Origin of the sequence: Pseudomonas sp. VA159-2 (genome assembly GCF_024126635.1) — a bacterium.
Lineage (GTDB): Bacteria > Pseudomonadota > Gammaproteobacteria > Pseudomonadales > Pseudomonadaceae > Aquipseudomonas > Aquipseudomonas muyukensis.
The window spans coordinates 95059-118980 of the sequence record NZ_JAMYBV010000013.1 but is presented as its reverse complement, the minus strand read 5'-3'; the positions used below and the strand labels follow the sequence as shown (position 1 = coordinate 118980).

Here is a 23922-nt window from a genome sequence, read left to right as displayed (position 1 = left end):
CGCCACTCACAGTTGCAGGCTCGCCTGGGCCTGCAAGCGCGCGGGTAGCTTCGGCACCTCGCCCACCACGGGCAGCACCAGGGTCGGCAAGACCCGCGTGAGCCGCTCGCGCGGGTAGTCGATGACCACCGTCAGCACCTTGTCGGCGCCGACACTGACCCGGGTGTCGGTGATCACGCTGAAGCCCAGGGCACTGGGCATCCACGCCAACTGCTGGCCGATCACCTGGCGGGCCAGGCCCTGCACATCCAGGGCGTAGGTCTGGCTGCTCGGGTCCACCGCCACGCACCGGCGTACCGCCTCGCTACTGGCCTGGTTGAACGATTGCAGCATCAGCATCGGCAAGGCGTAGCTGACCAAACCGTAGAACACCGCGAAAAACACCATGAAAACCGCGACAAACTCGATGGCTGCCGCGCCTTTTTGCTGCCGCGCCGGGCTTGCTTGCATGTTCGCGTCTACCCTGAGTCTGAGTCTTGGGTAAAAGCATAGATCCGTTCAACGAATAGGGATGGCCATTTGCCAATGCACAGCATTGTTCTTCTGATGTGGCTTGCCTTGTGCACCGAACAAGATGTCCGTGAACGACAGATCTCCAACACCCTCACCCTCGGGGTCGCTGCCTGTGCCCTGGTCTGGCTGTTCGCCACCGGGCGCAGCTGGATCGGCGCCGAGGCCAGCGAGGCGGGCTGGGCACTGGCCATCGTCATGCTGCTCACCCTGCCCGGCTACATGCTCGGGCGCTTCGGTGCCGGCGACGTCAAGCTGATGGGCGCCCTGGCCCTGGCCACCAGCCCGCAGTACGTGCTCGGCACCTTCATCGGCGCCGGGGTCACGGTGCTGGCCTGGATCTTCGGCCGTCGCCGCTTGTGGACCCTGCTCAACCCCAAGGTGAAAAAACGCATGCAGGCGCTGGCCGAGCAGGTCGGCGACAAGCAGCCGTTTGCCCCTTATGTACTGGCCGGTTTCCTACTGACAGCCGTTTGGATCCAATAAACGACCGTATGGTCGGTTGAGGGGAAAGGCCGATGTACATAATTGCAAAGTGCGACTACTTTTCTACCTGCCAGAGCGTCTGGCCCGGGAGCAGGGCCGATACAACAGGGAGTTGATCGTGAATAAGTCCGTCAGTGAGGTGAAGATTCTGGTTGTCGACGACCAGCCGCTGATCGTCGAAGAGTTGTGCGAGTTTCTCGAAAGCCAGGGCTACCGATGCGTTCCCGCCCATTCCACGGGCCAGGCCATCGATTGCTACAAGGCCGACGAGGCCATCGGCCTGGTGCTGTGCGACCTGCACATGCCCGAGCGCGATGGCATCGAGCTGGTGCGCGCGCTGAAGCAGATCGCCGGGCAGCAGCGGATGTTCGAGGCGATCATGCTGACCGGCCGCGCCGACAAGCAGGACGTGATCCGCGCCTTGCGCGAGGGGTTCGCCGATTACTACCAGAAGCCCATGGACCTGGACGAACTGCTCGAGGGCGTGCGCCGGCAGGAGGCCGCGTTGCTCGAGCGGCGCCGCAACTTCCGCGAGCTGGGCAGCCTCAACCAGCGCTTGCAGGAGCTGGCCGAGTCGATCGACGACTTGTATCAGGACCTGGAAAAAGCCCGCGGCCAAGGTACCCACCGGCGCGCCAGCGATGCCGAGGACGGCGAGCCGGAGTTGCCGGCGGCGTTCGAGAAACTGTCGCCACGCCAACTGGAAGTCGCCCGGCTGGTGAGCAAAGGCAAGACCAACTACCAGATCGCCTGCGAACTGGGCATCACCGAGAACACGGTGAAGCTGTATGTGTCGCAGGTACTGCGCCTGACCCACATGCATAACCGCACCCAGCTGGCGCTGGCGCTGACACCGCGCTCTTCGCCGCTGCACCAGCGCTTTACCACGCATTGAATAACCCGCTGCCACCTCGCCAGGCTCGGCACGAAAAGCCTTGATACGCGTTCATGCTGCATTGCAAACAGCCTCGCCTGACCGTCGTCTCAAGACGTCGCATACAGCGCCTAAGTTTCCCGTCATGGCCCCCTCCACGGCGGGTGATCAGCGATCAGCCGCCGTTGTTGGATGAGTTGATCTTGGTCCAGCGGTAGAAATCCGGGATCGCGTACTTGTAGCTGTCCAGCCAGCGCTGCATGGCCTGGTCGCGCTCCTTGTCGGTCTGCACCTGGCGCACCGGCGAGGCCTGGCGATTGCTCGCCTGCACCTGCAACAGCGCCTCGGTGGCGGTTGGCGCCTGCGCGTCAGGGTCTGCCAGGGCCAGCAACGGGGTGATGGCGCAGGCCAGGACGATCGCTTGCTTGAACATGTTCACCTCCAGGTCAATTGAGCGTGGCCGCCGACGCAGTCGCGCTGGCCGCTATCGGCCCGCGCCCGCTGGCGCGGATGCGCTGCGCTCGGGCCTGGGCCTCGGCGAACTGCTCGGGCTGCAAGTGCAGGCGCTTGACCAGGTCCTCGGCCTGGTCCCAGTGGTCTTGCAGCAGCGACAAGGTCACCAGGTTCACTGCCGGCAATGGGTTGTCGTCCTTGAGTTCAATGGCGGTGAGGAACTCGAAGCGTGCCTGCTCGTGGTTGCCCAGGTTCATCTGCACCACGCCCAGGTCGTTGCGCACCTTTTCGTCGGTCGGCGCCAGCCGCGCTGCCCGCTGCAGGTTGCGCAGGGCCTGGGCGTCGTCGCCACGCGCAGCGGCCAGTTGCCCCAGGCCATGTTCGCCCTCGGCCGCCAGGCATCCCCCGAGCAAGCTGCGGTACAGCGGCTCGGCCTCGCTACGCCCCAGCACCCGGAGTACCTTGGCCTTGCGCAGGCGCACCGGGTCGAGGGTATCGGGCAACTGTTCGAGATGAGCCAGCCCGGCATGGGGCCGCCCCTCGTTGATCATCTGGTCGGCCATGTCCAGGCTCAGTTGCTGGTCGGCATCGGGCTTGGCGCAACTGCCACCGCCGAGCAGGCGGGCCAGGCCCTCGGGCTGCTGGCCAGCGCAACCGGCGAGCAACAGCAGGCTGCTGAACAACAGGATCGCTCTCATCGCATCTCTCCTTCCCATCGCATCGTCTGTAGGCCTCACCCTGCTCACGACCCCAACGCCCGCGCCAGCGCGGAAAAGCCCGGCCCGGCCAGGACAATGAGCAAGGCCGGGAACAGGAACACCATCATCACCGCCGACATCTTCGCCGACATCTTCGATACCCGCTCCTGCAGGCCCGTCAGGCGCCGGTCGTCGAGCAACTCCTTGAGCGCCAGCAACGACTTCATCGAACCACTGCCCTGAACCAGCAACTGCTGGAGAATCACGCAGGTGTCGATCAACGCGTCCACCGCCAGCAGCCGCGCGCACTTTTCCAGCTCCGGCCCCAGGGCCAGGCCCGAGTCGACCCGCTGCAACACCAGGCGCAGTTCGTCACTGATGTTCGGCACCAGGCTGCGGCCTTCCTGGGCCAGTACCCGCAAGGCCTGCTCCACCGCCAGGCCGGTCTCGAACAGGATGCGCAGCAACGGGATCAGCAGGCTGACCTCTTCGGCGATCTGCCGCTGCCGACGCGCCGCCGCGACAGCCAGCAGGCGCTTGGGCAACAGATAACCGGCGCCCAGGCCGCACAGCACCAGCACGCCCCAATGCCCACGATTGTCCCCGGGCATGCCATGCACCAGCAGCAGCACCACGCCGACCGCCAGCAGCGGCAGCCCCAACTGCACGGCGGCGAACAGCGCGCGCTGCCGGCTGCGCCGCCAGCCGAGCCGGTCGAGCAAGGCCTGGGTCTCGCCATCGAGGCGTTGCAGGCGCCGCCCCAGTGGGCTGCTGCCCAGCCACTGCAGCCAGTCGCCGAGGCGCTCGTCACGCCCCAGGCGCCCCTGCAGGCGGCGCAGCACCCGTTGCCGCGCCTGCACCTGTCGCGCCACCTGCCAGCCCAGCAAGGCGAAGCCGGCGAACAGGCACAGGGCGCAGAGCAACAGGGCGCCGCTCACAAGCGCCTCATCATGCGCCACAGCACCAGGCAGCCAACGGCCTGCAGGGCGAAGGCCAACAGCAGCATCAGTTGCCCGCTGGCGTCGCGCCACATGGCCAGCAGGTAGCCGGGGTTGGCGATCAGGAAATAGCCGACCATGGCCAGCGGCAAGGCACCGAGTATCCATGCGGTAATGCGTGTTTCGCCGGTCATCGCGCGCAGTTGGCGGTCACCCTGCTCGTGCTCGCGAATCAGCTTGATCAGGTTCTCCAGCAATTCGCTGGCGTTGCCGCCATGGCGCTGGTTGATGCGCAGCCCCAGGGCGAACATGCGCAGCTCGGCCTGGCCGTACAGCTCGGCCAGTTCGCTGACCGCATCCTCCAGCGGCACCCCCAGTTGCACGTTGCGGCGCACCCGCAGCATCGCCGAGCGCAGCGGCTCGCGGGTGCTGTCGACGCCGCCCAGCACCGCTTCGCTGAGGGTACGACCGGCCTTGAGGCTGCGCACGCTGTAGTCGAGCAGCCCCGGCAATTGCTCGATGATCCGCTGCAAGCGGCGACGGCAGCGCCAGCTCAGGTACAGGTGCCCCAGCAGCGGCAGGCCAAGCAGCAGCATCAATGCCGCCAACCCGCCGGCGAGCAGGCCCGCCAGCACCGTCAATGCCAGCCAGGCCGCCAGCCACGGGCGTGGCGAAAAGTCCGCATGGGCCAGGCCGGCGCGCTGCAGCAGCGGGTCGAGCCAGTCGCGCCGGGCATTGGCGCTGCGCGCCGCACGGTAGGCCCGGCCAAGACGCAACAGAATGCGCTCCTCGCCGCGCTTGTACAGGCCCAGGCGCAACAGCAGCAGCGCCATGCCCAGGCACAGCGGCGACAACGCCAGCAGCAGCGGCCCCATCACAGCACCCCCTCGTGACGCAGCTTGCTGCCCGCCGGGTTCGGCGCTTCGCGCAGGAAGCCGTCGCCGCTGCGGCGGTCGAGACGGAACAAGGTATTGGTGACATACACATCGTCGCGCACACCGACCACCTCCAGCACTTCGCTCACGCAGCGCCGGCCATCGGCCAGGCGGGTCAACTGGATCACCACGTCCAGGGCCGCGCAGATCATCTGCCGCAAGGTCTTTTCGGCAACCTGGCGGCCAGTGAGGCCGACCAGGGTTTCCAGGCGCAGCAAGGCATCCTGGGCGGTGTTGGCATGCACGGTGCTCATCGACCCGTCGTGGCCGGTGTTCATCGCGGTCATCACATCGAGCACCTCGGCACCGCGGATCTCGCCGAGGATGATGCGGTCCGGGCGCATGCGCAGGGCGTTGCGGATCAGCTCGCTGGCCTTGATCTCGCCATGGCCCTCGGCGTTCGGCGGGCGGGTCTCCAGGCGCACGACATGCGGGTGGTGCAGTTGCAGTTCGGCCACGTCCTCGATGGTCACCAGGCGTTCCTGGGGCGCGATCATCTGGCTGAGGATGTTCAGCAAGGTGGTCTTGCCGGTGCCGGTGCCGCCGCTGACCAGGATATTGCAGCGCCGGGCCACGGCCCGTTCGAGAAAGTCGTAGATGGCCTGGTCGATGGCCCGGGTGGCCAGCAGGTCGGCGCTCTTGAGCATGTCCTGGCGGAACTTGCGGATCGACAGGCACGGCCCGTCCAGCGCCACCGGTGGGATGATCGCGTTGACCCGGCTGCCGTCGGGCATGCGCGCGTCGACCATCGGCGACGACTCGTCCAGGCGCCGGCCCAGCGGCGCGAGGATGCGCTGCATCACCCGCTCGACATGGTGCGCATCGATGAAGCGCAGGTCGGTCTGCTGCAACAACCCGGCGCGTTCGACGAACACCCGGTACGGGCCGTTGACCAGGATCTCGGTGACGCTCGGATCGCGCAACAGCACTTCCAGCGGGCCGTAGCCGGTCAGCTCGTCGACGATCTCCTCGGCCAGGCGCTCCATCTCGTAGCGCGACAGCGCCAGGCGCAGCCGCGCCACGTAGTCGCCGACCTGCTCGAGGACGAACTGCGCCAACGCTGGGCGCGGGCCTTCGAGCAGGTTGCGGCCGCTGTCCTCGATGGCATCGATGACGTGCCGGTGCAAGGCGCGCTTGAGCACCTGCGGATCGCTGGCGGCATGGCGTGGCCCGCCAAAGGGTTCTTCGTGGTTCATCGGTTGCCCCACAGCCGGCGCAACCAGGCATGGGCCGGTGGCGCCAGGTTTTCCGAGCGCCGCGCCAGGCGCTCGCCGAGGCCGCGCAAGGCCTGGGTCAGGCTTTCCCGCGGGGCCAGTTCGAACAGGCTCAGGCCCTGGTTCTTGGCGTTCAGGCGTAGCTCCGGGCTATGCGGCATGACGTTGAGCAGCGCCAGGCCGTAGCGCTTGGCCAGGGTCTCGGCATCTGGCGCCACCTGGCGCTGGTAGCGGTCCACCAACAGGCTGGCATGCTCGAGCTTGATGCCGCGGTCGCGCCACTGCTCGAGCACGTCCAGGTTGCGCCGGCAGTCGAGGATGTTCTGGTCGGTGTACAGGATCAGCTTGTCGCAGTGGCTGACGATGGTGCGCAAGGCCTCGCTGTCGTCCTGCCCGGTGAGGTTCACGACGATGTGCTGGAAGTGCTGGCGCAGGGCGCCGAGCAGCATGTACACCTCGGCGGCGCTGGTCTGGCCGAGGGCCTCGTCGTTGTCGGCATAGGCGAGGATGCGCAGGCCGCCCTTGTCGCGGCTGAAGGCGCTGTCGATCAGGGTCGCGTCGAGACGGCGCAGGTGGCGCAGGGCATCGCCGAAATGGAACGAGGCCTCCAGCCCCAGCAGTGCCAGGCTGTCGCCGCGGGGCAGGCCGAGGTCGAGCAGCAAGGTTTGCTGGCCGCTGTCCTGCACCACCCGCGCCAGGTGGGTGGTGAGCAGCGCGCCATCGGCGCCGTGCTGGGCGCCATACAGCACGCTTAGCCCTCCCAGGTTGGGGTTGCTGGCCACCGTCGGCAGGCGCTTGCCCAGGCGTCGCACCAGGCCTGCCACCTCGCTGGCCCGCGAGCCGTAGGCGACGAAGTCGCGGGCACCGGCGCGCATGGCGTGCAGCACCAGCTGGTTGTCCATGCCATCGCCCAGGGCGACGATCGCCAGCATCGGCTTGGCCTCCAGCAGGCCTTCGATCAGCGCGCACTGGCCGATCAGTTGCTCACGGTCCAGGCCGATGAACACCAGGTTGCTGAAGGTCATGTCGACCAGCGCCAGCAATTCGTCCAGGCCCGGGCTGCTGGTGCCGATCACCTGGCCGAGAGGCGCCAGCGCGCCTTGCAGCCAGTTGAGGTCTTCCTCGTTGCGGGTCAGGGCCAGGTAGGTGTGGTTCAGGCTTTCGTTCATTGGGACAACCCGCCACGGCCTTCGAAGTTGCCGTTTTCCATGAAGAACAGGCGGCCCCAGCTGGGGTCGTAGGTGCGCAGGCGCTCGCCGGGCAGCTCGGGCAGGCGCGCGTTGGCGGCCAGCGGCTGGACCAGGTGCGGAGTAACGATCATCAGCAGTTCGGTTTCCTCGCGGTTGAGCGCCGACTGGCGGAACAAGGCGCCGATGATCGGCAGGTTGCCCAGGCCCGGCATCTTGTCCACGCTGGAACGCACGTTGCTGCTGATCAGTCCGCTGATGATGAAGCTCTCGCCATCGGCCAGGGAGATGCTGGTGTCGGTGCGACGCACGCTCAGCCCCGGCACCCGGGTGCCGGCGATGACCACCGCGTTGTTGAAGTCGAGCTCGCTGACCTCGGGCGCCACCTTCAGGGTGATGCGGTCGCGGCTGACCACGGTGGGCGTCAGCGCCAGGCGCACGCCGAACTCCTTGTATTCGATCGACACGTTGTCGCTGCCGCTGCTGGGCACCGGGATGGGGATCTCGCCACCGGCCAAAAAGCTTGCGGTCAGCCCACTGAGCACAGTGAGGCTGGGGCGCGCCAGGGTGTAGGCGAAGCCGCTGTTCTCCAGGGCATTGATCATGGCCAGGAAGCGCCCGTTGTTGCCGCCCAGGACGATGTTGAAGACCTCATCGTCGAGGCGCGCGCCGGGGATGTCGCTCGGGCGCACCGTGGCCCCGGGCACCGTGCCGGGCGAGCCGATGAGGCTGTTGGAACCCTTGAAGAACAGGCGCGCGCCGGCCTCCTTGTACTTCAGCCGGCGTACCTCGACGAAACGAATATCGGCCTGCACCTGCACCGGCAGGTCTGCCTGCGCCGAGGGCAGTTGCGCGGTGGGCATCATGTCGGCGCTGGCCCGGCCCTTGACGAACAGCATGGCCCGGTGCGGCTGGGCGGCGCAGCCGGTCCACAGCATCAGGCTGGTGCTGCCCTGGGCCACCGCCGTGAGCAGCACCGCGCGCTCGCCGCTGGGCTGCACGTCGGCGACCTTCGGCTCGCCCACCGCGGCGCGGGTGATCGCTACCGGCAGGCGCAATTCCTGTTGCAGGCCCTGGTCCAGCTCGATCACCGAGGGCAACTGATCGAACGCCGCGCAGCCCTTGCCGGCGGCCTGCGCCTGCGCTGCCAGCAGCAGGCACAGCAGCCCGGTACAAGAGGTCATACGCAAAGCGCTATGCAAAGAACTACGCATGGAATGCATCCTTGCCGGTCAAGGAGTCTTGTTGTTATCGCCGCTCTGCGCACCACGGATGATCTGCATGGCCGGCGCGCTGGCACCGGCGAGCGCGGCGGAGCTGGCCAGGGGCACCTGGGACAGCTGGCTGAAGCGGTAGAGCTGGCGGTTGGCGTTGTCCAACTGCGGGCTGGCAGCCTGGCCCGACCAGTAGGCCGCCAGGCGCTGCTCGTCGGCGCTGCGCACCGCCAGGCGCAAGGTGCCGGCCTGGGCCGCCAGCATCAGGCGGCTGGCCAGGGCCTCGGGCACCGCCAGGCCAACCGTGCGGGTGGCGTTGCTGTTCAACGACTGCTGGTCGCGGCGGGCCTTCTGCTCCTCGGCGGTCTGTGCCGGGCGGCCATCGTTGGCCAGCCCGGTCTGCTGGTCGACGCTGAGCACACGCAGGGCCGGCAGCACCACCTGGGCCGACGCTTGCGGGTTGTTGTTCTCTTCGCGCAGGAACAGCAGCACATCGACGAAATCGCCGGGGCGCAACTGCCCAGCGGCGCCGACCACATCGTCCACCGCCACCGCCACCGCGCGCTCGTCGGGGCGGATCATCCGCGCCAGCGGGCCGCCGGCCTGGAAGCTCGACTCCTCCAGCCAGCTGCCCGCCGCCAGTGGCCGCGCGCTACGGCGCCCGAGCACCTGGTCGAGTTGCTCGAAGGCCCCGGCCGGCACCACTTGCAGGCGCTCGACCAGCACATCGTCGCCCGTCAGTGGAGTATTGGCCGGCACTGCGCGGCGCATCACCACGATGGGCGAACGCGCCGGCTCAGGTGGCGCGGCAACGATCACCGGGGCGGGGGCGACCACCTCGGAGGGCGCCATGGGTGCTGCGGCAGGCACCGCGGCCGGACGGCTCAAGCGCAGCCCCCAGTACCCGGCCAGCAAGGCGGCGACGAGGAACAGGCCGGCGAGGATCATGGTCAGGCGACTGCTCATTTGCGCTCTCCCCTACGCCTGGAACCAATGATGGCAAAAGGTAACTATTTCGCTATTGGACGGTAGCTGAGCCGCAATCTTTCGCCATTAGCTGTGCCGTTTTTTTCGAGCCATGAAATTGACGCTTCGGCAAAACAGGCACTTGGCCCGGCTAATCGGCCCTAATACTTTTGGACTAATGCTTTGTTACATTTGCAGCCTGCCAGGGCTTGGCGATGCTCTGATGGCAAAGGGGTGTCACTTCTCAAACCCCGACGACCGGCGCCCAACGAGCGCAAGGAGCAATGCCATGCTGCTGCAACAGATCCTCCTCCATTGCAAAGCCTTCCTGCACGGCAAGGATGGCGCCTCCGGCATCGAGTACGCCGTGATCGCGGCCATGGTCGCGGTGGTGCTGGCCGGCTTCGTCACGCCCATCTCCACCGAAGTGTCGGCGATCATGACCACCATCAAGACCGCCATCACCCAGTGACCGCCAGCGCCCTGCATGACCTGTAGTCCCCTGACCAGGAGCCGACCATGCCCAACTCGTCGTTGCGTCAACAGATCCTGCTGGTCGACGACGAGGAAGAGGCCTTGCTGGAGTTGGCCGAACTACTGGAAAACGAAGGGTTCAGTTGCCACACCGCCACCTCGGTGAAAGCGGCACTGCAGCAACTGACCCGGCACCCGGACGTGGCGCTGGTGATCACCGACCTGCGCATGCCCGAAGAGAGCGGCCTGGGCCTGGTCCAGCGCTTGCGCGCGCACACCGCGCGCCAGCACCTGCCGGTGATCGTGATGTCCGGGCATGCCGACATGAACGATGTCAGCGACCTGCTGCGCCTGCAGGTGCTCGACCTGTTCCGCAAGCCGATCTACCACGCGCGCCTGCTCGAGACGCTGGACAACCTGTTCCCCAAGCCGTTGATGCAGGCCGCTAAATAGCTGGGGCTGTTGCGCGACCGGTCCGACGCCTCGGCCGCGCCTACAACTGATAACTGAAGCTCAGGTTCAACCGCGGCCGCCGGTTGAAGCTGTCCAAGGCGATGTCCGACATCGGCTTGGCCACCTCCACCGCGATGTTGTAGTAGCGCGCATCGCCAAAGCGCAGCCCCAGGGCCGCCGACGACATGTTCGCCTTCTGCACCTCGAGCTCATTGAACCAGGCCCGCGCCGCATCGAGGGCGAGGTAGGGCTGCACGACCTTGAGCCAGGTGCCCTCGCGCTTGACGCTGTAGTTGACCTCGTAGGCCAGCCCCCAGCCCTTGTCGCCGGCCCCCTGGTCGCTGGGGTAGCCACGCCCGAAGTTCTGCCCGCCAAACACCGCGCGCTCGCTGTCGGGCAGGCTGTCGTTGCTCCAGTAGGCCGCCGCCGATGCCACGCCCTGCCAGTTGTCGGCGAAGTCGTCGCTCTGCACCCCGGACACCCGCAGGCGCAGGAAATCCAGGTCGTAGCCGGCGTTGCTGCGCGCACCGAAGTGGTCCAACCCCTGGTACACGCCCGCACTGAGGATCCGCAGGCGCCGCGCCTCGGCCTTGCGCCAATCGCCCTCGAAGGACAGCGCGCGCAGGTCGGTGCGGCTGTGCAACTGCAAGGGCAAGCCCACCACCTGGTAATCGATGCGGTCGTTGACCACGTAGAAGCGCCCGACCACCTCCAGCCATTCGCTGGGCGAGGCGATCAGCGACTGGCTGATGCCCACCGCGTAGCGTTGGTTCTCGCGCTGCTGGGTCAGGTCGATGCCGTTGTCCAGGCGGATGCGCGCCTTGGGCTCGCTGCGGTAGCGCGAGGCCGACAGCAGCAGGCGCGAGCCCTCGGCATCGAGGTACTGGCTGTAGTCGAGGCGCAAGTAATGCTCCTTGTCCTCGCCCGGCGGCACCAGCACGCTGGCGCTCAGCTGCTCGCCGAAGCGGGTCTGCGCATTGCTGCTGGCACCCAGCAACGCCTGCAGGTCTTCGCGGCTGCCATCGTTGAGGCTCATGCTGGTGGTGAACGGCTGGCGTGAAACCTGGGCGACCAGCCGGGTCGCGCCATCGGTGGTGCCGGGCGGCGGAACCTGGGCTTGGAAGGTCACGCCGGGGATGCGCCCGGCCAGGCTGGTGTAGCGCTCGAAGCTTTGCCGGGTCAGCGGGCGTTCGGCCTTGAGCTTGTCGAACAGCTGCTCAAGATAGGCCCGTGCCCCACCGATCTCGCCCTCGATCTGGACATCGCCGATATAGCCTTCCACCAGCACCACGCGCACCCGGCCATCGGCAAAGTCCTGGGGCGGCAAGTAGGCATAGGACAACAGGTAGCCATCCTGCTGGTAGCGCTGGGTGAGGCGGCGGGTGATGTCGATCAGTTCGGCCAGGGCGACCTCGCGACCAATCAGCGGCTGGTAATGTTCGCGCAGCTCGCTCAGCGGATACACCGTCCCCCCTTCGAAGCGCACCTTGCGTACCGCGACCCGGGTACTCATCAACAAGGGCTGCTGGGCGCTCGGCTGCGCCTGCGGCAGTTGCGCGGCGCCAGCACCTGGGCGATAGGCGTCCAACGGCAGGTTGGGGGTGGGCAGGCGGCGTTCGGTGTCGTTGCTGTTGAGGAAACTCGGCAGGGGCTCGCCGCGGGCCAGGCCGGCCCAGCTCAGCGCCAGCATCGTCACCAGCAATAGACGCATCGGGACACTCCATGATCCTGTGTTGGCAACGGTGCCTGGACGACCCTGCCGCCCAGGCACCTCATCTAGAGCGTAGCCCGTCGCCTCAGCGTTGCCCGCCGGCCAGGGCGCCAGTCACGCCATCGAGTACCCCGCCCAGCCCGCTGGGTTGCCCCGTGCCGCCATTGACCAGAGTGCCGGCCTGGCCGACCGTGCCGCCCACGGCAGTGACCGTGGTGCCGAGCTGGCTCACCACAGGATTGGCCGATGCGCCGGCCAGTTGCGTGCCGAGCGTGCCGACAGCACCGCCGACCTGGTTCAACAATCCCGCCACCGGGGCGCCTGCACCGGTACTGCTGCCGACCTGCTGCGTCACGCTGGCCACCCCGGAGACCACCGGCGCCAACCCCGTGCCCACTTGCTGGGTCACGGCGGCCAGCGGCGCCCCGGCCGCGGTGTTGGTCACGCCATTGCCGCCCAGCACCGTCCCCAGGCTGGCAACGGTGTTGCCGGTTTGTACCGTGCTGCTGCTGATGGCCGCCACCGCCGGGTTGCCGGTACTGCTGGCCAGGCCGCTACCGGCGCCGGCCACCACGCCGCCGACGGTTTCCAGCAAGCCGCTGCGTGGGCCGCCGGTAGCGGGGGCCAGGCCGCTGCTGGTGCTGACGGTCGTGCCGGTATTGGCGACCAGTTGGCCGACGCTGGCCGCCAACGGATTGCCGTTGCCAGCGACCTGCTGGCCAGCCTGGGTCAATGCCCCGCCCACCTGGCTGAGGGTCTGGTTCAGCGGCGCCGCGAGCCCGGTCTGGCGGGTGGCATTCGCTGCCGTGTTCTCCACCAGCGAGACCACCGGCACCAACGCGTCGCTCAGCCCTTGGCTGGTGCCGGCCAGCGGGCCATTGCTGGCGACTGGCGTCAGGGTGTCGCCCAGCATGGTCACCGCCTGGCCGACCCGGTCGACCCCTTGCCCGGCGCCGGCGACCACCTGGTTGACCAGCGGCACCTGTTCGACCGGCCCGCTGCTGGCCAGCCCGGCCACGCCCTGGCCCAGGCCGGAGACGCCGGTGCCCAGGTCGGCCGTGGCGGCGCCGAGCACGCCCACCGTGGTGCCCACGGCATTGTTGCCTGTGCCCAGTTGCCCAAGGCCATCGCTCAGGCCACTGCCGACGCTGTTCACCGCATCGCCGGTGGACGACACCAGCGCGCCCACGCCACCGCTCAACGAGGTGCTGCCAGCGATGGGCAGGCCGCCAATCACCTGCCCCAGGTTACTGACGCCGTCACCGACAGCGGAAACCGTGTTGCCCAGCTGATCGACCACCTGGCCAGTGACCAGCGACGCGGTGCTAGGCCCACCGCCCGTACCGCCGTCGCCACCACCCGGGGTGCTGCCACCGCCTGTGCCACCGCCGGGCGTGGTTCCCCCCGCAGTGCCACCGCCGGCCCCGGCACTCCCCTCACCGGGTGTGGTGCCGCCTGTACCTCCCGAGCCGCCTGCGCCATCGCCGCCGCCACCGGCCGCCGCACCGCCGTCGGCAGACGAGCCGTCGACCTCGCTGTGGTGCCCACCGCCGCCACTGCTGCAACCTGCCAGGCCCAGCGCCATGATCATCGCCAGCGCCGTGGCGGTTCTGCTCCACGCTTGAGTGTTCATGGGAATGACTCCTGCTGCTCGTGTGATGGGGCGACGGCATCGTCGCCCTGCTGTCAGCAGTGAAGCCCGAAGGTTGCAAAGGGGTAGGCCACGACTTGGTATTAGTACCCAGGTTAGGGCTCAAGATACGGCGAAAAGGGCTGTAACTTCATGAAGTTGCAAAATCGCCTGAGCGACGCTCACCAAGGATATAAGCCCATGTCATTAGTACCGCGCCAGGCGCAGGCGCCCAGCAACACCCTACTCGCTGACCTGGAACTCCACCCGCGCCGTTTCACCGCTGACATCCAGGGCACTGAGCTCGATCCGCCCGGCTTGCTCGAAGCGCACCAGCAGGCTGTCCTGCCCCTGGGTCTCGCCCAACGGCTGGCCATTGACGAACCACCAGCGCTGGCCACTACCGCCCAAGGCCGAAACCCGCAGTTGCAGTGGTTCGCTGCTGGTCGCCGGGCGGCGCAGGTTGTCGCCGGGGCGCACACCGACAATCGACAACGGCGGCGCGCTGGGCGCCACCTGCGGCGGGCAGCTTGGGTCCTGCGCCGGCAAGCGCGCGGCACGCCGCTCCAGACGCGGCAGCCAGGGCTCCAGCGGCGCCGGCCACAGGGCGATATCGCGGGCCTTGGCGCCGGGGCAACCGGCGTCCACGCGCAAGCCCTGGTCGTTGAGCCATACCGTTTCGCGCAGGCCCAGGCCCAACGGCTGGTCGGCCGCCTGCAAGGTCGGCGGGGTGGTGTTGTCCAGGGTCCAGGCAAAGCGCTGGCGCCGGCAGTTGCCGTCCTGGCGGTTCATCGGCTGGCCCAGCGGCCAGCAGATCGCGGCCACGCCGACCGAAGCCGGCACCGGCGCCACCGGTACCTCGATGCCGCGCTGGCTGTCGCGGTTGCTGAGCAGGTCGTGCACCTGCAGCATCAACGGCGCCGCCGAGGCCAGGCCGAACTGGCCCGGCACCGGGGTGCCATCGGGGCGGCCGATCCACACGCCGATCAGGTAGCGCGGGCCGACGCCCACCGACCAGGCATCGCGAAAGCCATAGCTGGTGCCGGTCTTCCATGCCAGCTGCGGGCGCTGTACCAGCTCGGCCTGGGGGTCGCGGTCCGGGCGGGCCAGGCCGCTGAGGATGCGCCGGGTGATCCACGCCGAGCCCGGCGACAGCAGGCGGCGCTCGAGCAACGGGTCCTGGGGTTGCAGGCGGATCTTCGCGCTGTGCCCTCCCCGGGCGAACGCGGCGTAGCCGCCGACCAGGTCTTCCAGGCGGCTGCCCGCGCCGCCGAGGATCAACGACAGGTTCGGTTCGGCCAGCGGCGGCAACAGCAACGGCATGCCGCCCATGCGCATCTGCGCGGCGAAACGCTTGGGCCCGTAGGCCTCGAGCAGTTGCACCGCCGGCAGGTTGAGCGACAGCGCCAGCGCCGAACTGGCCGACACCGGGCCACTGAAGCCCATGGAGAAGTTGCCGGGGCGATAGTCGCCGTAGCGCCGCGGCACATCCTGCAACAGCGACTCGGAATGGATCAGGCCATCGTCCATGGCCATGGCGTAGAGGAACGGCTTGAGGGTCGAGCCGGGCGAGCGCAGGGCATGGATCATGTCCACGTGGCCGAAACGGCGTTCATCGCCGAGGTCGATCGAACCCAGGTAGGCGCGCACCGCCATGCTCTGGGTCTCCACCACCAGCAGCGCCGCCGAGGTGCGTTCGGGCAGGCGCGCGCGCCAGCCCAGCAGCAGGTCTTCGAGGCGCCGTTGCAGGGCGGCATCGAGGGTGGTGCGAATCAGCGGCGGGCTGTTCGCGGTGTTCAGCCGCCGCGCCAGCAACGGCGCCAGTGCCGGCTCCTGGCGCGGCGCCAGCAACAAGGGTTCTTCACGGGCTTCGGCGATGCGCTGGCTCGGCCACACCTGGTACTCGGCCAGGCGCTGCAGCACCTTGTCGCGGGCCCGTTGGGCACGCCCGGGGTGGCGGTCCGGGCGCAACCGGCTGGGCGCCTGGGGTAGTACGGCGAGCAACGCTGCCTCGGCCGGGGTCAGGTGCCTGGGCGACTTGCCCAGGTACGCCCAGCTGGCCGCCGCCACGCCCTGCAAGGTCCCACCGAACGGCGCGCGGTTGAGGTATAGCTGGAGGATCTCGCGCTTGGACAGGTGCCATTCCAGCTGCGCCGTGCGCCACAGCTGGCGCAGCTTGCCCGCCAGCGTGCGGTCGTGCGGGTCGAGCAAGCGCGCCACCTGCATCGACAGCGTGCTGCCACCAGACACCACCCGCCCGCCACGCAGGTTGAGCCAGGCCGCCCGGGCCAGGGCCATCGGGTTGACCCCGGGGTGCTGGTAGAACCAGCGGTCCTCGTAGGCGAGCAAGGCCTCCAGGTACAGCGGCGAAACCTCATCCGGGCTGACCGGATAGCGCCACACCCCGTCGGCATCGGCGAAGCGCCACAACGGCGTGCCGTCCTCGGCCAGGACCACCCGCGCCAGGTCGTCGCCAGGCATCGGCAACGGCCACACGCGATCGGCCAGCCACACCAGGGCCAGGATCGCCAGCAGCGCAATCGCCGCACGGCGCAGCGGGCGCGCTAAGCTTGGCATCGGGAACCGAGCGGGCCAGGTGATGGCCAAAGGCTGGTTAGCCTTGATTCGTTCATCAGGAAGCGACTATGCATGTAGAAGGTTTTTTCGGTTGGCTGGGCCAGGCGCTGGGCGAGATGATCCGGTTCATCGTCGATGGCTTGGGCGGGTTGTTCAACCTGCTGGCCAATGCCGGTGGCAATTTCATCGACGGCCTGGCGCGCACGCTGGGCATGGACACCTCGCTGGTCAGCATCCTTGCGCTCATCGTGGGTCTGATGCTGCTGTACTCGGCAGTCCGCGCGTTCATGCGGGCGTCGATCATCCTCGGGATCATCTGGGCGCTGCTGGGGTTATGGGTATTGAGTTGGGTGGTGCACTGAAAGCTCTGTAGGAGCGGCCTCGTGTCGCGATAGGGCTGCAAGGCAGCCCCAGGGTATCAGCGTCGACGCAGACATTTTCAGGGCCGCTGCGCGGCCCTATCGCGACACAAGGCCGCGCCTGCAAAAGCTCAGCGGGCGCGTACCACCAATTCACCTTGGCTTTCGCCAATCGCCTGCAGGTTCGGGCGGTACATCGACTCCACCTGCGGCGGCGGGATGCGGTAGCTGCCCGGGGTCACCGCGCGGGCCAGGTACAGCAGGTGGGTGGTGCCATAGGCGTCCAGCTTGAGGGCCGCCACGTAGCGGTCGTCACGGTACTCCTGGTGCACCACGCCGGCGTTCTGCATCGACTCGCGCCACTGCTTCACCGCGCTGCTGGCGTTGTCCAGGCTGGCGGCGCTCTGCGCCAGGTTCTGGTTCTCCAGCTCCAGGCCCGCCGGCAACAGGTCCACCACCAGGGCGTCCGGCACCGGGGCCTGGGCCTTGAGCGCCAGGTGCACCAGCACCAGGTCGCCACTGCGCAGGTTGCGCACATCCAGCGCCTGGCCGTTCATGCCCAGGTACTCGCGGCGGATCTCCATGCCGTTGCCAACGGCGGCCGGGGCCTGGCGCGGGTAGCCGGACAAGGTCAGCTGCTGGTACAGGGTCTCGCTGCTTTCGTTCTGCACGGTCAACGGCGCGGCCAACAGTGGGCCTTCGAGCTTCATGCCGGTATCGCCGTTGTTCAATTCGCGCACTTCGCCGGCACTGTCCAGGCGCGCCTTCCAGTTGCCTTCCGGCTTGCCCAGCAGGCCACGGCCGGCGAGGAACAGCGCGTTGCGCTCCTGGGTCGACAGCCAGCGGTTGGCCGCCAGCTCATCGGACAACGCGAACAGGCGCTGGTCGACCTGGTTGCCGGCCAGGTTGTTCTCCTGCAACAGCGCCAGGATCAGCGCCTGGTCGCGTAGCGCGCTGCCGTAGTCGGCCATCCAGCCCTTGCCGCGGCTGACCGCCAGGCCTGCTTGCAAGGCTTGCTGGGAGCGGGTCTTGTCGCCCATCTTGTCCAGTGCCACCGCCAGCTGCACCAGCGGCAGGCCGGAGCGGGCGTCGGCGCGGCGTTCGAACAGGCTGCGCAGGGCACCCAGCGGCGCCTGTTGGCTGCGCGCCAGCACCAGCCCGGCATAGGCCTGCACGGCGAAGCGGGTATGCTCGGCGTTGTCGCTGTAGTCGACCTCGATCAGGTTGCGTTCCTGCACGTAGCGCAGCAAGCGCTCGCTGGCCTTCTTCACGACTTCGGCCGGTACACCGTAGCCCTGCTCGCGGGCACGCAGCAGGAAGTCGGTGACATAGGCGGTCAGCCAGTACTCTTCCTCGCTGTCCGAACTCCACAGGCCGAAGCTGCCGTTGTAGCGCTGCATGCCCAGCAGGTGCTCGATGCCCATCTCGATCTTGCGCTTGCGCACCTCGGCCGGTTCACCCTTGATGCCCAGGCGCTTGAGGCTGTCGGCGTCGGCGTACAGCGATGGGTATAGGCCGCTGGTGGTCTGTTCCAGGCAGCCGTAGGGATAGGCCTCGAGGGCACGAATTTGCTCGGCGAGGTTCAGTGGCGGGCGGCTCGACAGCGCCAGGCTGGCCTCAAGGCCGGCCGGCTCGAACTCGGCCAGGTCGCTGTCCGGCAGGCTCCAGGGCTGGTCCTTCAAGGCCACGCGATAGTGCTTGAGCATGGCCGGATAGGCCGGCCGCACGCCCAGGGTCCATTCACGTTCGAAGGCCTGGCCCGGCTCGCCCGGCAGTTGCAAGCCATCGACCCGCACCCGCACCTTGCCCTGGCCCAAGCCGCCCTGGGCCTGCACCGGGATCAGCAAGGTGCTGCGCTGGCCCTCGGCCAGGGTGACCTGCTGCTGCGCGCCACCGACCAGGCTCAGCTGGCCTTCGCCAGCCAGTTGCACGCTCAGTTGCTGGGCGCGCCCGGACAGGTTGGCCAGGTCCAGCGCCAGGTGGGTGCGGTCGCCACCGGCGAGGAAGCGCGGCGCCGACAGCTCGGCGATCAACGGCGCGGCAACCACCGTCTTGCCCTCGGCCATGCCGAAGTGCTCCTCGGTCCAGGCCTGGGCCATCAGCCGCAGTTCGCCATTGAAGTCGGGGATTTCGACCGTGGCCTGCCCTTGACCCTGGTCATCGAGGGTCACCGGCACGCTCTGCTGGGCGACGATGGTCACCGTGGTGTTGGGGCGCTTGCCGCCCTTGGCCATGGCCGCGTCGCCACCGAAGGCCAGGCTCGCCAGGCGGCCCTGGCCGGCTTCGATCAGCTGGCCGTAGATGTCCAGCTGGTCGGCGCCGTAGGCCTTGCGCCCGAACAGGCTGGCGAACGGGTCGGGGGTCTTGAAGTCGGTGATATTGAGGATGCCCACGTCAACCGCGGACAGCAGTACATGGATCTGCTTGGGCACGCTGCCATCGGCGTCGGCGACCTTGAACTTCACCGTCAGCGGCTGCTTGGGGCGCATCTTCTCAGGTGCCTGCAAGGTCACCGCCAGCTTGCGCTCGGCGCGGTTCAGCGGCAGGTGCAGCACGCCCACGGCGCGCTTGGGCGTGGCGTTGGCCTTGCGCTCGCCCGGGCGAATCACCAGGGCGCTGATGTACAGGTCGTGGCGTGCCCACTTCTTGTCCAGTTCGACCTCGAAGGTCTTGCCCTCGGCGGGCACCTCGATCTCCTGCCACCACAGCGGGCCATCGGCGGACTCGACCATCAGGTAGCCCGTGCCGGCGGCCGGCGGGGTCACGGTGACCTTGGCGGTGGCGCCGTCGGCGTAGGCCGGTTTGTCCAGGGCGATCTTCACCTGGTCGGGGCGCACGGCGCCGCCCTCGGCGTTGTCCTGGGCGCGGTAGCCGGCCCAGAAGCGCGCGCTGGAGACCAGGCCGGTCTGCGGATCCTCCACCTCGACGCGGTACGGGCCCCACTCGACCTGGAAGCTCAGCTTGGCGGTGGAGCCGGCCTTGACGCTGATGGTTTCTTCAGCCTGGGTGAGGAATTTCTCGTTGTAGTTGTAGCTCCAGCCGTCGCCCTGCGAGTAGTTCCAGTAGTAGTCGCGGCGCTCGCGGATCAACCGCACCTTGAGGTTGTCGGCGGCGAGCTTCTTGCCGTTGCGGTCGGCAACCAGGAACTCGAACTGCACCGGGCCGTCACTGTCGGTTTCCTCGCCGTCGAACAGGCCGCGCAGGCCCGGCAGGCGCTCGGCGGGCCAGATCGGCTGTTCCAGGCGGCGGGTGATTGGCCGGCCCCCGGACTCCTGCAGGCTGGCCTGCACGGTCAGTTGCAGCGGCGAGCGGGCTTCGCTCCAGCGGCTCTCGATATCGATGCGCGCCTTGCCGTTCTGGTCGAGGGTGACTTCATCGAGCTCCAGGTCCTGGTTCAGCTCGGTTTCGGTGACCGCGCCGAACTGGTAGCCCGGCAGCGCCTTTACCGCTTCGCGCAGCGGGCGCAGGTAAGCCTGGCCGCTGAGGCGGTTGCCGGCGGCTGGCGCACCGTAGAGGTAGCGGCCATTGACCTGGATGCTGGCGGTCTGGTCCGGCGCCAGCGGCGCGGCGCTGCCCTTGAGTTCCAGCGCCAGGCGCTCGGGGAGGAAGTCCTCGACGAGGAATTCGTAGACCTGCTTGCGGCCCCCGCCCAGGTCGAGCAGCAACTGCCAGCGGCCGGTCGGGGCCTCGCTGGCCAGTTGCAACTGGTACTGGAACAGGCCGTTCTGGTCGGCCTCCCAGACGAACTTGCGGCTGACCTGCTCGTCCGGGCGGCGGACTTCCACGGTCACCGGCTGGGCCTTGACCGGCTTGCCGTCCTGGTCGCGCAGCAGGCCGTTGAGCAGCACCGTCTCGCCTGGGCGGTACAGGTCGCGCGGGCCGAAGATGAAGAACTGCAAGGGGTTGGCCTGGGGGCCGGTGATGTCGAACTCGGCGAGGTCCAGGGCCGCGGTGTTCAGCCGCAGCAGGGTGGTGTGCACGCCCTGGGTGGCGATCAGGGTGTCGGCCTTGGCGGTGATCGGTAGCTGGGCATGGCCGTCGCCGTCGGTCTTGGCCTGGGCCAGCAGCTTGCCCTTGTCGTCGTGCAGCTCGAGGCTGACGCCATTGAGCGCCTTGCCGCCCTCGAGGGCCTGGGTGAACACATCGAGGCGGTCGCGGTAGCGGTGGGCGGACACGCCGATGTCGCTGAGGGTGAACAGGGTCGCCGGCTGCGAGTAGTCGTAGGTGCCGGACGCGCGCATCACCGCCAGGTACACACCCGGCGCTTGCAAAGGCTTGATCCCGGCGATCGGCAGCAGCACGGTCTCGCGGGTGTTGCGCGCCGGGTTGAGGTCGAAGCGGCCACTGTAGACCAGCTCGGCCATGTCCAGGGTTTCCTTGGACTGGTAGTAGTACAGGCTGGCGTTGCGGCCCCAGTTGACCAGGAAGGTCGAGAGCATCTCGGGTTTGACCCGGAAGAACTCGACGTCGACCTTGTCGACGTTCAGGGCGATCACCGGCAGGCCTTCGGCCAGGCGCGTGGGCAGCAGCGAGCCGCGGCTGGCGAAGCCCACGGTGGCTTGCATGTCGCGGGTCTCGAAGCGGCTGACCGACTCGGCGGCCAATGCATTGCCGTTGACCGCCAGCAGGCCCTTGTCGATGGTCAGGACCATCTTGCGCTGCGGTTCGAGGTGGCGCAGGCGCAGTTCCATCTGGTTGTCGGAGAGTTCCCAGGCACCATCGACCTTGCCCTTGACGGTGTCGACCAGGTGCAGCCTGGCGGCGAAGTCCTGGTTGGCATCCAGCGGCGCGGAGACGCTGACCGACAGGGTGCTGGCACCGTCGAGCTGGACTTCCGAGACATCCAGCACGGTCAGCTCGCGGCCGGCGTAGCGCTTGGCCAGCACGGCGGGGTCTTCGCGCTTGGCGGCCTTGGTTTCGGCTGGCGCGACGGCAGTGGCGGCGTCGGCCGGTGCCGCGGGCTTGTCCGGCGTGGAGGAATCACAGGCACTGAGCAGGGCCAGCGCGCAGGCCAGCAACAATCCTTTGTTGAGCATTTGAGTGGGAACTCTTCGGCAGCGTGTACATGAGGAGGGGCAACTATAGCGCAACGGCTGGCGGCTTACCTGGCGATGCGCGGCAAGTGAGACCCTGTTCGCGCCGTTTGGTTGCCGGGGCGGTACAATCCGTTCGGCCATCGCCGGGCAAGCCCCCCCGACGGCCCTACTGCATCCCGCTGGAGCCCGCATGTCTTCACTGTCCATCGCCTGGCGCGAGCGCCTCACCCACCGCAAGGTCTGGGCCCTGGCCGCGCCGATGATCCTGTCCAACATCTCGGTGCCACTGGTGGCGCTGGTCGACAGCACGGTGATCGGCCACCTGCCCCATGCCCACCAACTGGGCGCGGTGGCGGTGGGCGCCACGCTGTTCACTTTCATGGTCGGGCTGCTGGGTTTCCTGCGCATGGGTTCCACCGGCTTTGCCGCCCAGGCCGCGGGCCGCGCCGATGGCGCCGCGTTGCGCCAGGTGCTGGTGCAAGGGCTGCTGCTGGCGCTCGCCCTGGCCGTGTTGATTGGCCTGCTCGCCCTGCCCTTCAGCCAGCTGGCGCTGCAGGCAATGCAGCCCAGCGCCGCGCTGCAGGTATCGACCGAGGCGTTCTTCCATACCCGCCTGCTCGGCCTGCCGGCGGCGCTGGCCAGCTACGCCCTGGTCGGCTGGTTCCTTGGCACCCAGAACGCCCGGGCGCCGTTGGCCATCCTGTTGACCACCAACCTGCTGAACATCGCCTTGAACCTGTGGTTCGTGCTCGGCCTGGATTGGGGCGTAGTCGGTTCGGCGCGGGCCTCGGTGATTGCCGAATGGAGCGCCGCGCTGCTGGGCCTGGCCCTCACCCGCCCGGCGCTGCGCGCCTACCCCGGGCATGTCGCCTGGGCCGCGCTCAAGCGCTGGCAGGCCTGGCGCCCGCTGCTGGCGGTGAACCGCGACATCTTTCTGCGCAGCCTGGCGCTGCAACTGGTGTTCCTGCTGCTGACCGTACAGGGCGCGCGCCTGGGCGAGGCCACGGTGGCGGCCAACGCCCTGCTGCTTAATGGCCTGCTGCTCACCGCCTATGCCCTCGATGGCCTGGCCCATGCGGTCGAGGCCCTGTGCGGCCATGCCATCGGCGCCCGTGATCGCGAGTCGTTGCAACGCACATTGGTGGTGGCCTGTGGCTGGTCGCTGATCGTCAGTCTGGGTTTCGCGGAGCTGTTCGTGCTGGGCGGGCACCTGTTCATCGACATGCAGACCGACATCGCCAGCGTGCGCGCGGCGGCGTATCCCTACCTGCCGTACCTGGCGCTGCTGCCGTTGGTGGCGGTATGGAGCTACCTGCTCGATGGGCTGTTCATCGGCGCGACGCGGGCGCGGGAGATGCGCAATGCGATGCTGGTGTCGGTGTTGATTGCGCTGCCCGTGGCGTTTGCCATGCGCGGGTTCGGCAACCATGGGTTGTGGATGGCGTTCTTGCTGTTCATGGCGTTGCGGGCGATCACGCTGGGCTGGGTCGGGTGGCGCTTGCATCAACAGGATCGGTGGGTTCGGTGAAGCTGGGGCCGCTTCGCGGCCCTATCGCGACACAAGGCCGTACCCACAGGAGATCGCGGTCGTCTGTAGGAGCGGCCTTGTGTCGCGAAATGAGGGCGCAGCCCTCACCAGCTGACTCACAGCCAAACACAATCCCAATGTGAATACTCACCGGCACGCCGTACCAGGCCTGCCCTGATGGGATTCGCAACGATATATCGCGCGGCCATTCTCACATCCTCGTCTCGCCGCAAAGCCCGGTCGTGATATCCAGGCTGCCAAATGTGCTGTCGTGCAGCCCCCGCCTGATAAAGAGCACAGCTGCTTCGCGACTTGAAGGCACACATGAGTTTATCCAGGCTGGTAGGCCCAAGCTCGATCAACCAGTGCAGATGGTCTGGCATCAGAACCCAAGCCAATGTACGGCAGCTACCTTCATGATCACTCAGACGTAATTGATGGATGGCCGCTCGCGCAAACCAAAGGTTGTGGAACAGTGGGCTCCGTTGGCGGGTAACGGTAGTTAGCAGATAACGCCTGCCTGACTCTGAAAAGCGCCCTTGGCGCAGGCGATGATTGCCGTAACGGTCCATGTCGACGTCCTTTGGACATTGCATTCGCAGGATAGGTGTCTCGATGGGGGATGGCGTGAGCGGATCATTACCGGGTATGACGCGGTGAGGGCTGCGCCCTCAGATCG

General features: G+C 67.9%; 20 protein-coding genes. 6 read left to right on the top strand and 14 right to left on the bottom strand.

The window, feature by feature from the left end:
• Positions 1-6 precede the first annotated feature (6 nt).
• Positions 7-450 (bottom strand): TadE/TadG family type IV pilus assembly protein, encoded by a 444-nt coding sequence (locus NJG22_RS14965; protein ID WP_253095558.1) that lies wholly within the window; start codon positions 448-450, stop codon positions 7-9.
• A 75-nt stretch (positions 451-525) separates the two neighbouring features.
• Here NJG22_RS14965 and NJG22_RS14960 point away from each other — a divergent pair, with 75 nt between their 5' ends.
• Together NJG22_RS14960 and NJG22_RS14955 are read left to right on the top strand one after the other, a co-directional pair.
• Positions 526-996: an A24 family peptidase gene (locus NJG22_RS14960; RefSeq protein WP_253095557.1), complete on the top strand. Its 471-nt coding sequence runs from the start codon at positions 526-528 to the stop codon at positions 994-996.
• Positions 997-1114: 118 nt separating this feature from the next.
• The gene (locus NJG22_RS14955) at positions 1115-1891 is read left to right on the top strand and encodes a response regulator transcription factor (RefSeq protein WP_253095556.1); all 777 of its coding nucleotides are present in this window, start codon (positions 1115-1117) and stop codon (positions 1889-1891) included.
• Positions 1892-2045: 154 nt separating this feature from the next.
• Here the strand turns inward: NJG22_RS14955 and NJG22_RS14950 are convergent, their stop codons facing one another.
• Genes NJG22_RS14950 through cpaB form a run of 8 tightly spaced genes read right to left on the bottom strand, consistent with a single transcriptional unit; the run spans position 2046 to position 9475 of the window.
• Positions 2046-2303, bottom strand: coding sequence for a DUF3613 domain-containing protein (locus NJG22_RS14950; RefSeq protein WP_217852516.1), 258 nt, complete (start codon positions 2301-2303; stop codon positions 2046-2048).
• A gap of 13 nt (positions 2304-2316) precedes the next feature.
• Positions 2317-3021 carry a tetratricopeptide repeat protein gene (locus tag NJG22_RS14945; RefSeq protein WP_253095554.1) on the bottom strand — a complete coding sequence of 235 codons (705 nt, stop codon included), beginning with the start codon at positions 3019-3021 and terminating at the stop codon, positions 2317-2319.
• A gap of 44 nt (positions 3022-3065) precedes the next feature.
• Positions 3066-3959 carry a type II secretion system F family protein gene (locus tag NJG22_RS14940; protein WP_253095552.1) on the bottom strand — a complete coding sequence of 298 codons (894 nt, stop codon included), beginning with the start codon at positions 3957-3959 and terminating at the stop codon, positions 3066-3068.
• Positions 3956-4837 carry a type II secretion system F family protein gene (locus NJG22_RS14935; RefSeq protein WP_217852510.1) on the bottom strand — a complete coding sequence of 294 codons (882 nt, stop codon included), beginning with the start codon at positions 4835-4837 and terminating at the stop codon, positions 3956-3958. The genes NJG22_RS14940 and NJG22_RS14935 overlap by 4 nt, the downstream gene beginning before the upstream one ends.
• Complete coding sequence (locus tag NJG22_RS14930; protein ID WP_217852508.1) at positions 4834-6090, bottom strand: CpaF family protein; 1257 nt, start codon at positions 6088-6090, stop codon at positions 4834-4836. Before NJG22_RS14930 ends, NJG22_RS14935 begins: the two co-directional genes overlap by 4 nt.
• Positions 6087-7277, bottom strand: coding sequence for a pilus assembly protein (locus tag NJG22_RS14925; RefSeq protein WP_253095550.1), 1191 nt, complete (start codon positions 7275-7277; stop codon positions 6087-6089). The genes NJG22_RS14930 and NJG22_RS14925 overlap by 4 nt, the downstream gene beginning before the upstream one ends.
• Positions 7274-8509 carry a type II and III secretion system protein family protein gene (locus tag NJG22_RS14920; RefSeq protein ID WP_253095548.1) on the bottom strand — a complete coding sequence of 412 codons (1236 nt, stop codon included), beginning with the start codon at positions 8507-8509 and terminating at the stop codon, positions 7274-7276. Before NJG22_RS14920 ends, NJG22_RS14925 begins: the two co-directional genes overlap by 4 nt.
• Positions 8510-8527: 18 nt before the next feature.
• A complete protein-coding gene (cpaB, locus tag NJG22_RS14915) occupies positions 8528-9475 on the bottom strand; it encodes a Flp pilus assembly protein CpaB (protein WP_253095546.1) in 948 nt (315 codons plus the stop codon).
• Positions 9476-9764: 289 nt separating this feature from the next.
• Between cpaB and NJG22_RS14910 the strand changes: the two genes are divergently transcribed.
• Both NJG22_RS14910 and NJG22_RS14905 read left to right on the top strand, forming a co-directional pair.
• Positions 9765-9947, top strand: coding sequence for a Flp family type IVb pilin (locus tag NJG22_RS14910; protein ID WP_253095544.1), 183 nt, complete (start codon positions 9765-9767; stop codon positions 9945-9947).
• A gap of 47 nt (positions 9948-9994) precedes the next feature.
• Positions 9995-10402 carry a response regulator gene (locus NJG22_RS14905; RefSeq protein ID WP_253095542.1) on the top strand — a complete coding sequence of 136 codons (408 nt, stop codon included), beginning with the start codon at positions 9995-9997 and terminating at the stop codon, positions 10400-10402.
• Positions 10403-10442: 40 nt separating this feature from the next.
• On the opposite strand, the gene NJG22_RS14900 is transcribed toward NJG22_RS14905, so the two are convergent.
• From NJG22_RS14900 to pbpC, 3 genes are all read right to left on the bottom strand, one after another.
• On the bottom strand, positions 10443-12113 hold the full coding sequence (locus NJG22_RS14900) for a POTRA domain-containing protein (RefSeq protein WP_253095540.1): 1671 nt from the start codon (positions 12111-12113) through the stop codon (positions 10443-10445).
• Between the two features lie 85 nt (positions 12114-12198).
• A complete protein-coding gene (locus NJG22_RS14895) occupies positions 12199-13746 on the bottom strand; it encodes a collagen-like triple helix repeat-containing protein (RefSeq protein WP_253095538.1) in 1548 nt (515 codons plus the stop codon).
• Positions 13747-13986: 240 nt separating this feature from the next.
• The gene (gene pbpC / locus NJG22_RS14890) at positions 13987-16320 is read right to left on the bottom strand and encodes a peptidoglycan glycosyltransferase PbpC (protein WP_253095536.1); all 2334 of its coding nucleotides are present in this window, start codon (positions 16318-16320) and stop codon (positions 13987-13989) included.
• 68 nt (positions 16321-16388) lie between these two features.
• On the opposite strand from pbpC, the gene NJG22_RS14885 reads away from it, so the two are divergent.
• The gene (locus tag NJG22_RS14885; RefSeq protein ID WP_253095533.1) at positions 16389-16682 is read left to right on the top strand and encodes a hypothetical protein; all 294 of its coding nucleotides are present in this window, start codon (positions 16389-16391) and stop codon (positions 16680-16682) included.
• Positions 16683-16810: 128 nt separating this feature from the next.
• Here the strand turns inward: NJG22_RS14885 and NJG22_RS14880 are convergent, their stop codons facing one another.
• On the bottom strand, positions 16811-21715 hold the full coding sequence (locus NJG22_RS14880; protein ID WP_253095532.1) for an alpha-2-macroglobulin: 4905 nt from the start codon (positions 21713-21715) through the stop codon (positions 16811-16813).
• 190 nt (positions 21716-21905) lie between these two features.
• Between NJG22_RS14880 and NJG22_RS14875 the strand changes: the two genes are divergently transcribed.
• The gene (locus tag NJG22_RS14875) at positions 21906-23243 is read left to right on the top strand and encodes an MATE family efflux transporter (protein ID WP_253095529.1); all 1338 of its coding nucleotides are present in this window, start codon (positions 21906-21908) and stop codon (positions 23241-23243) included.
• Positions 23244-23359: 116 nt separating this feature from the next.
• On the opposite strand, the gene NJG22_RS14870 is transcribed toward NJG22_RS14875, so the two are convergent.
• Positions 23360-23815: a transposase gene (locus NJG22_RS14870; protein ID WP_253095527.1), complete on the bottom strand. Its 456-nt coding sequence runs from the start codon at positions 23813-23815 to the stop codon at positions 23360-23362.
• Positions 23816-23922: the final 107 nt, after the last annotated feature.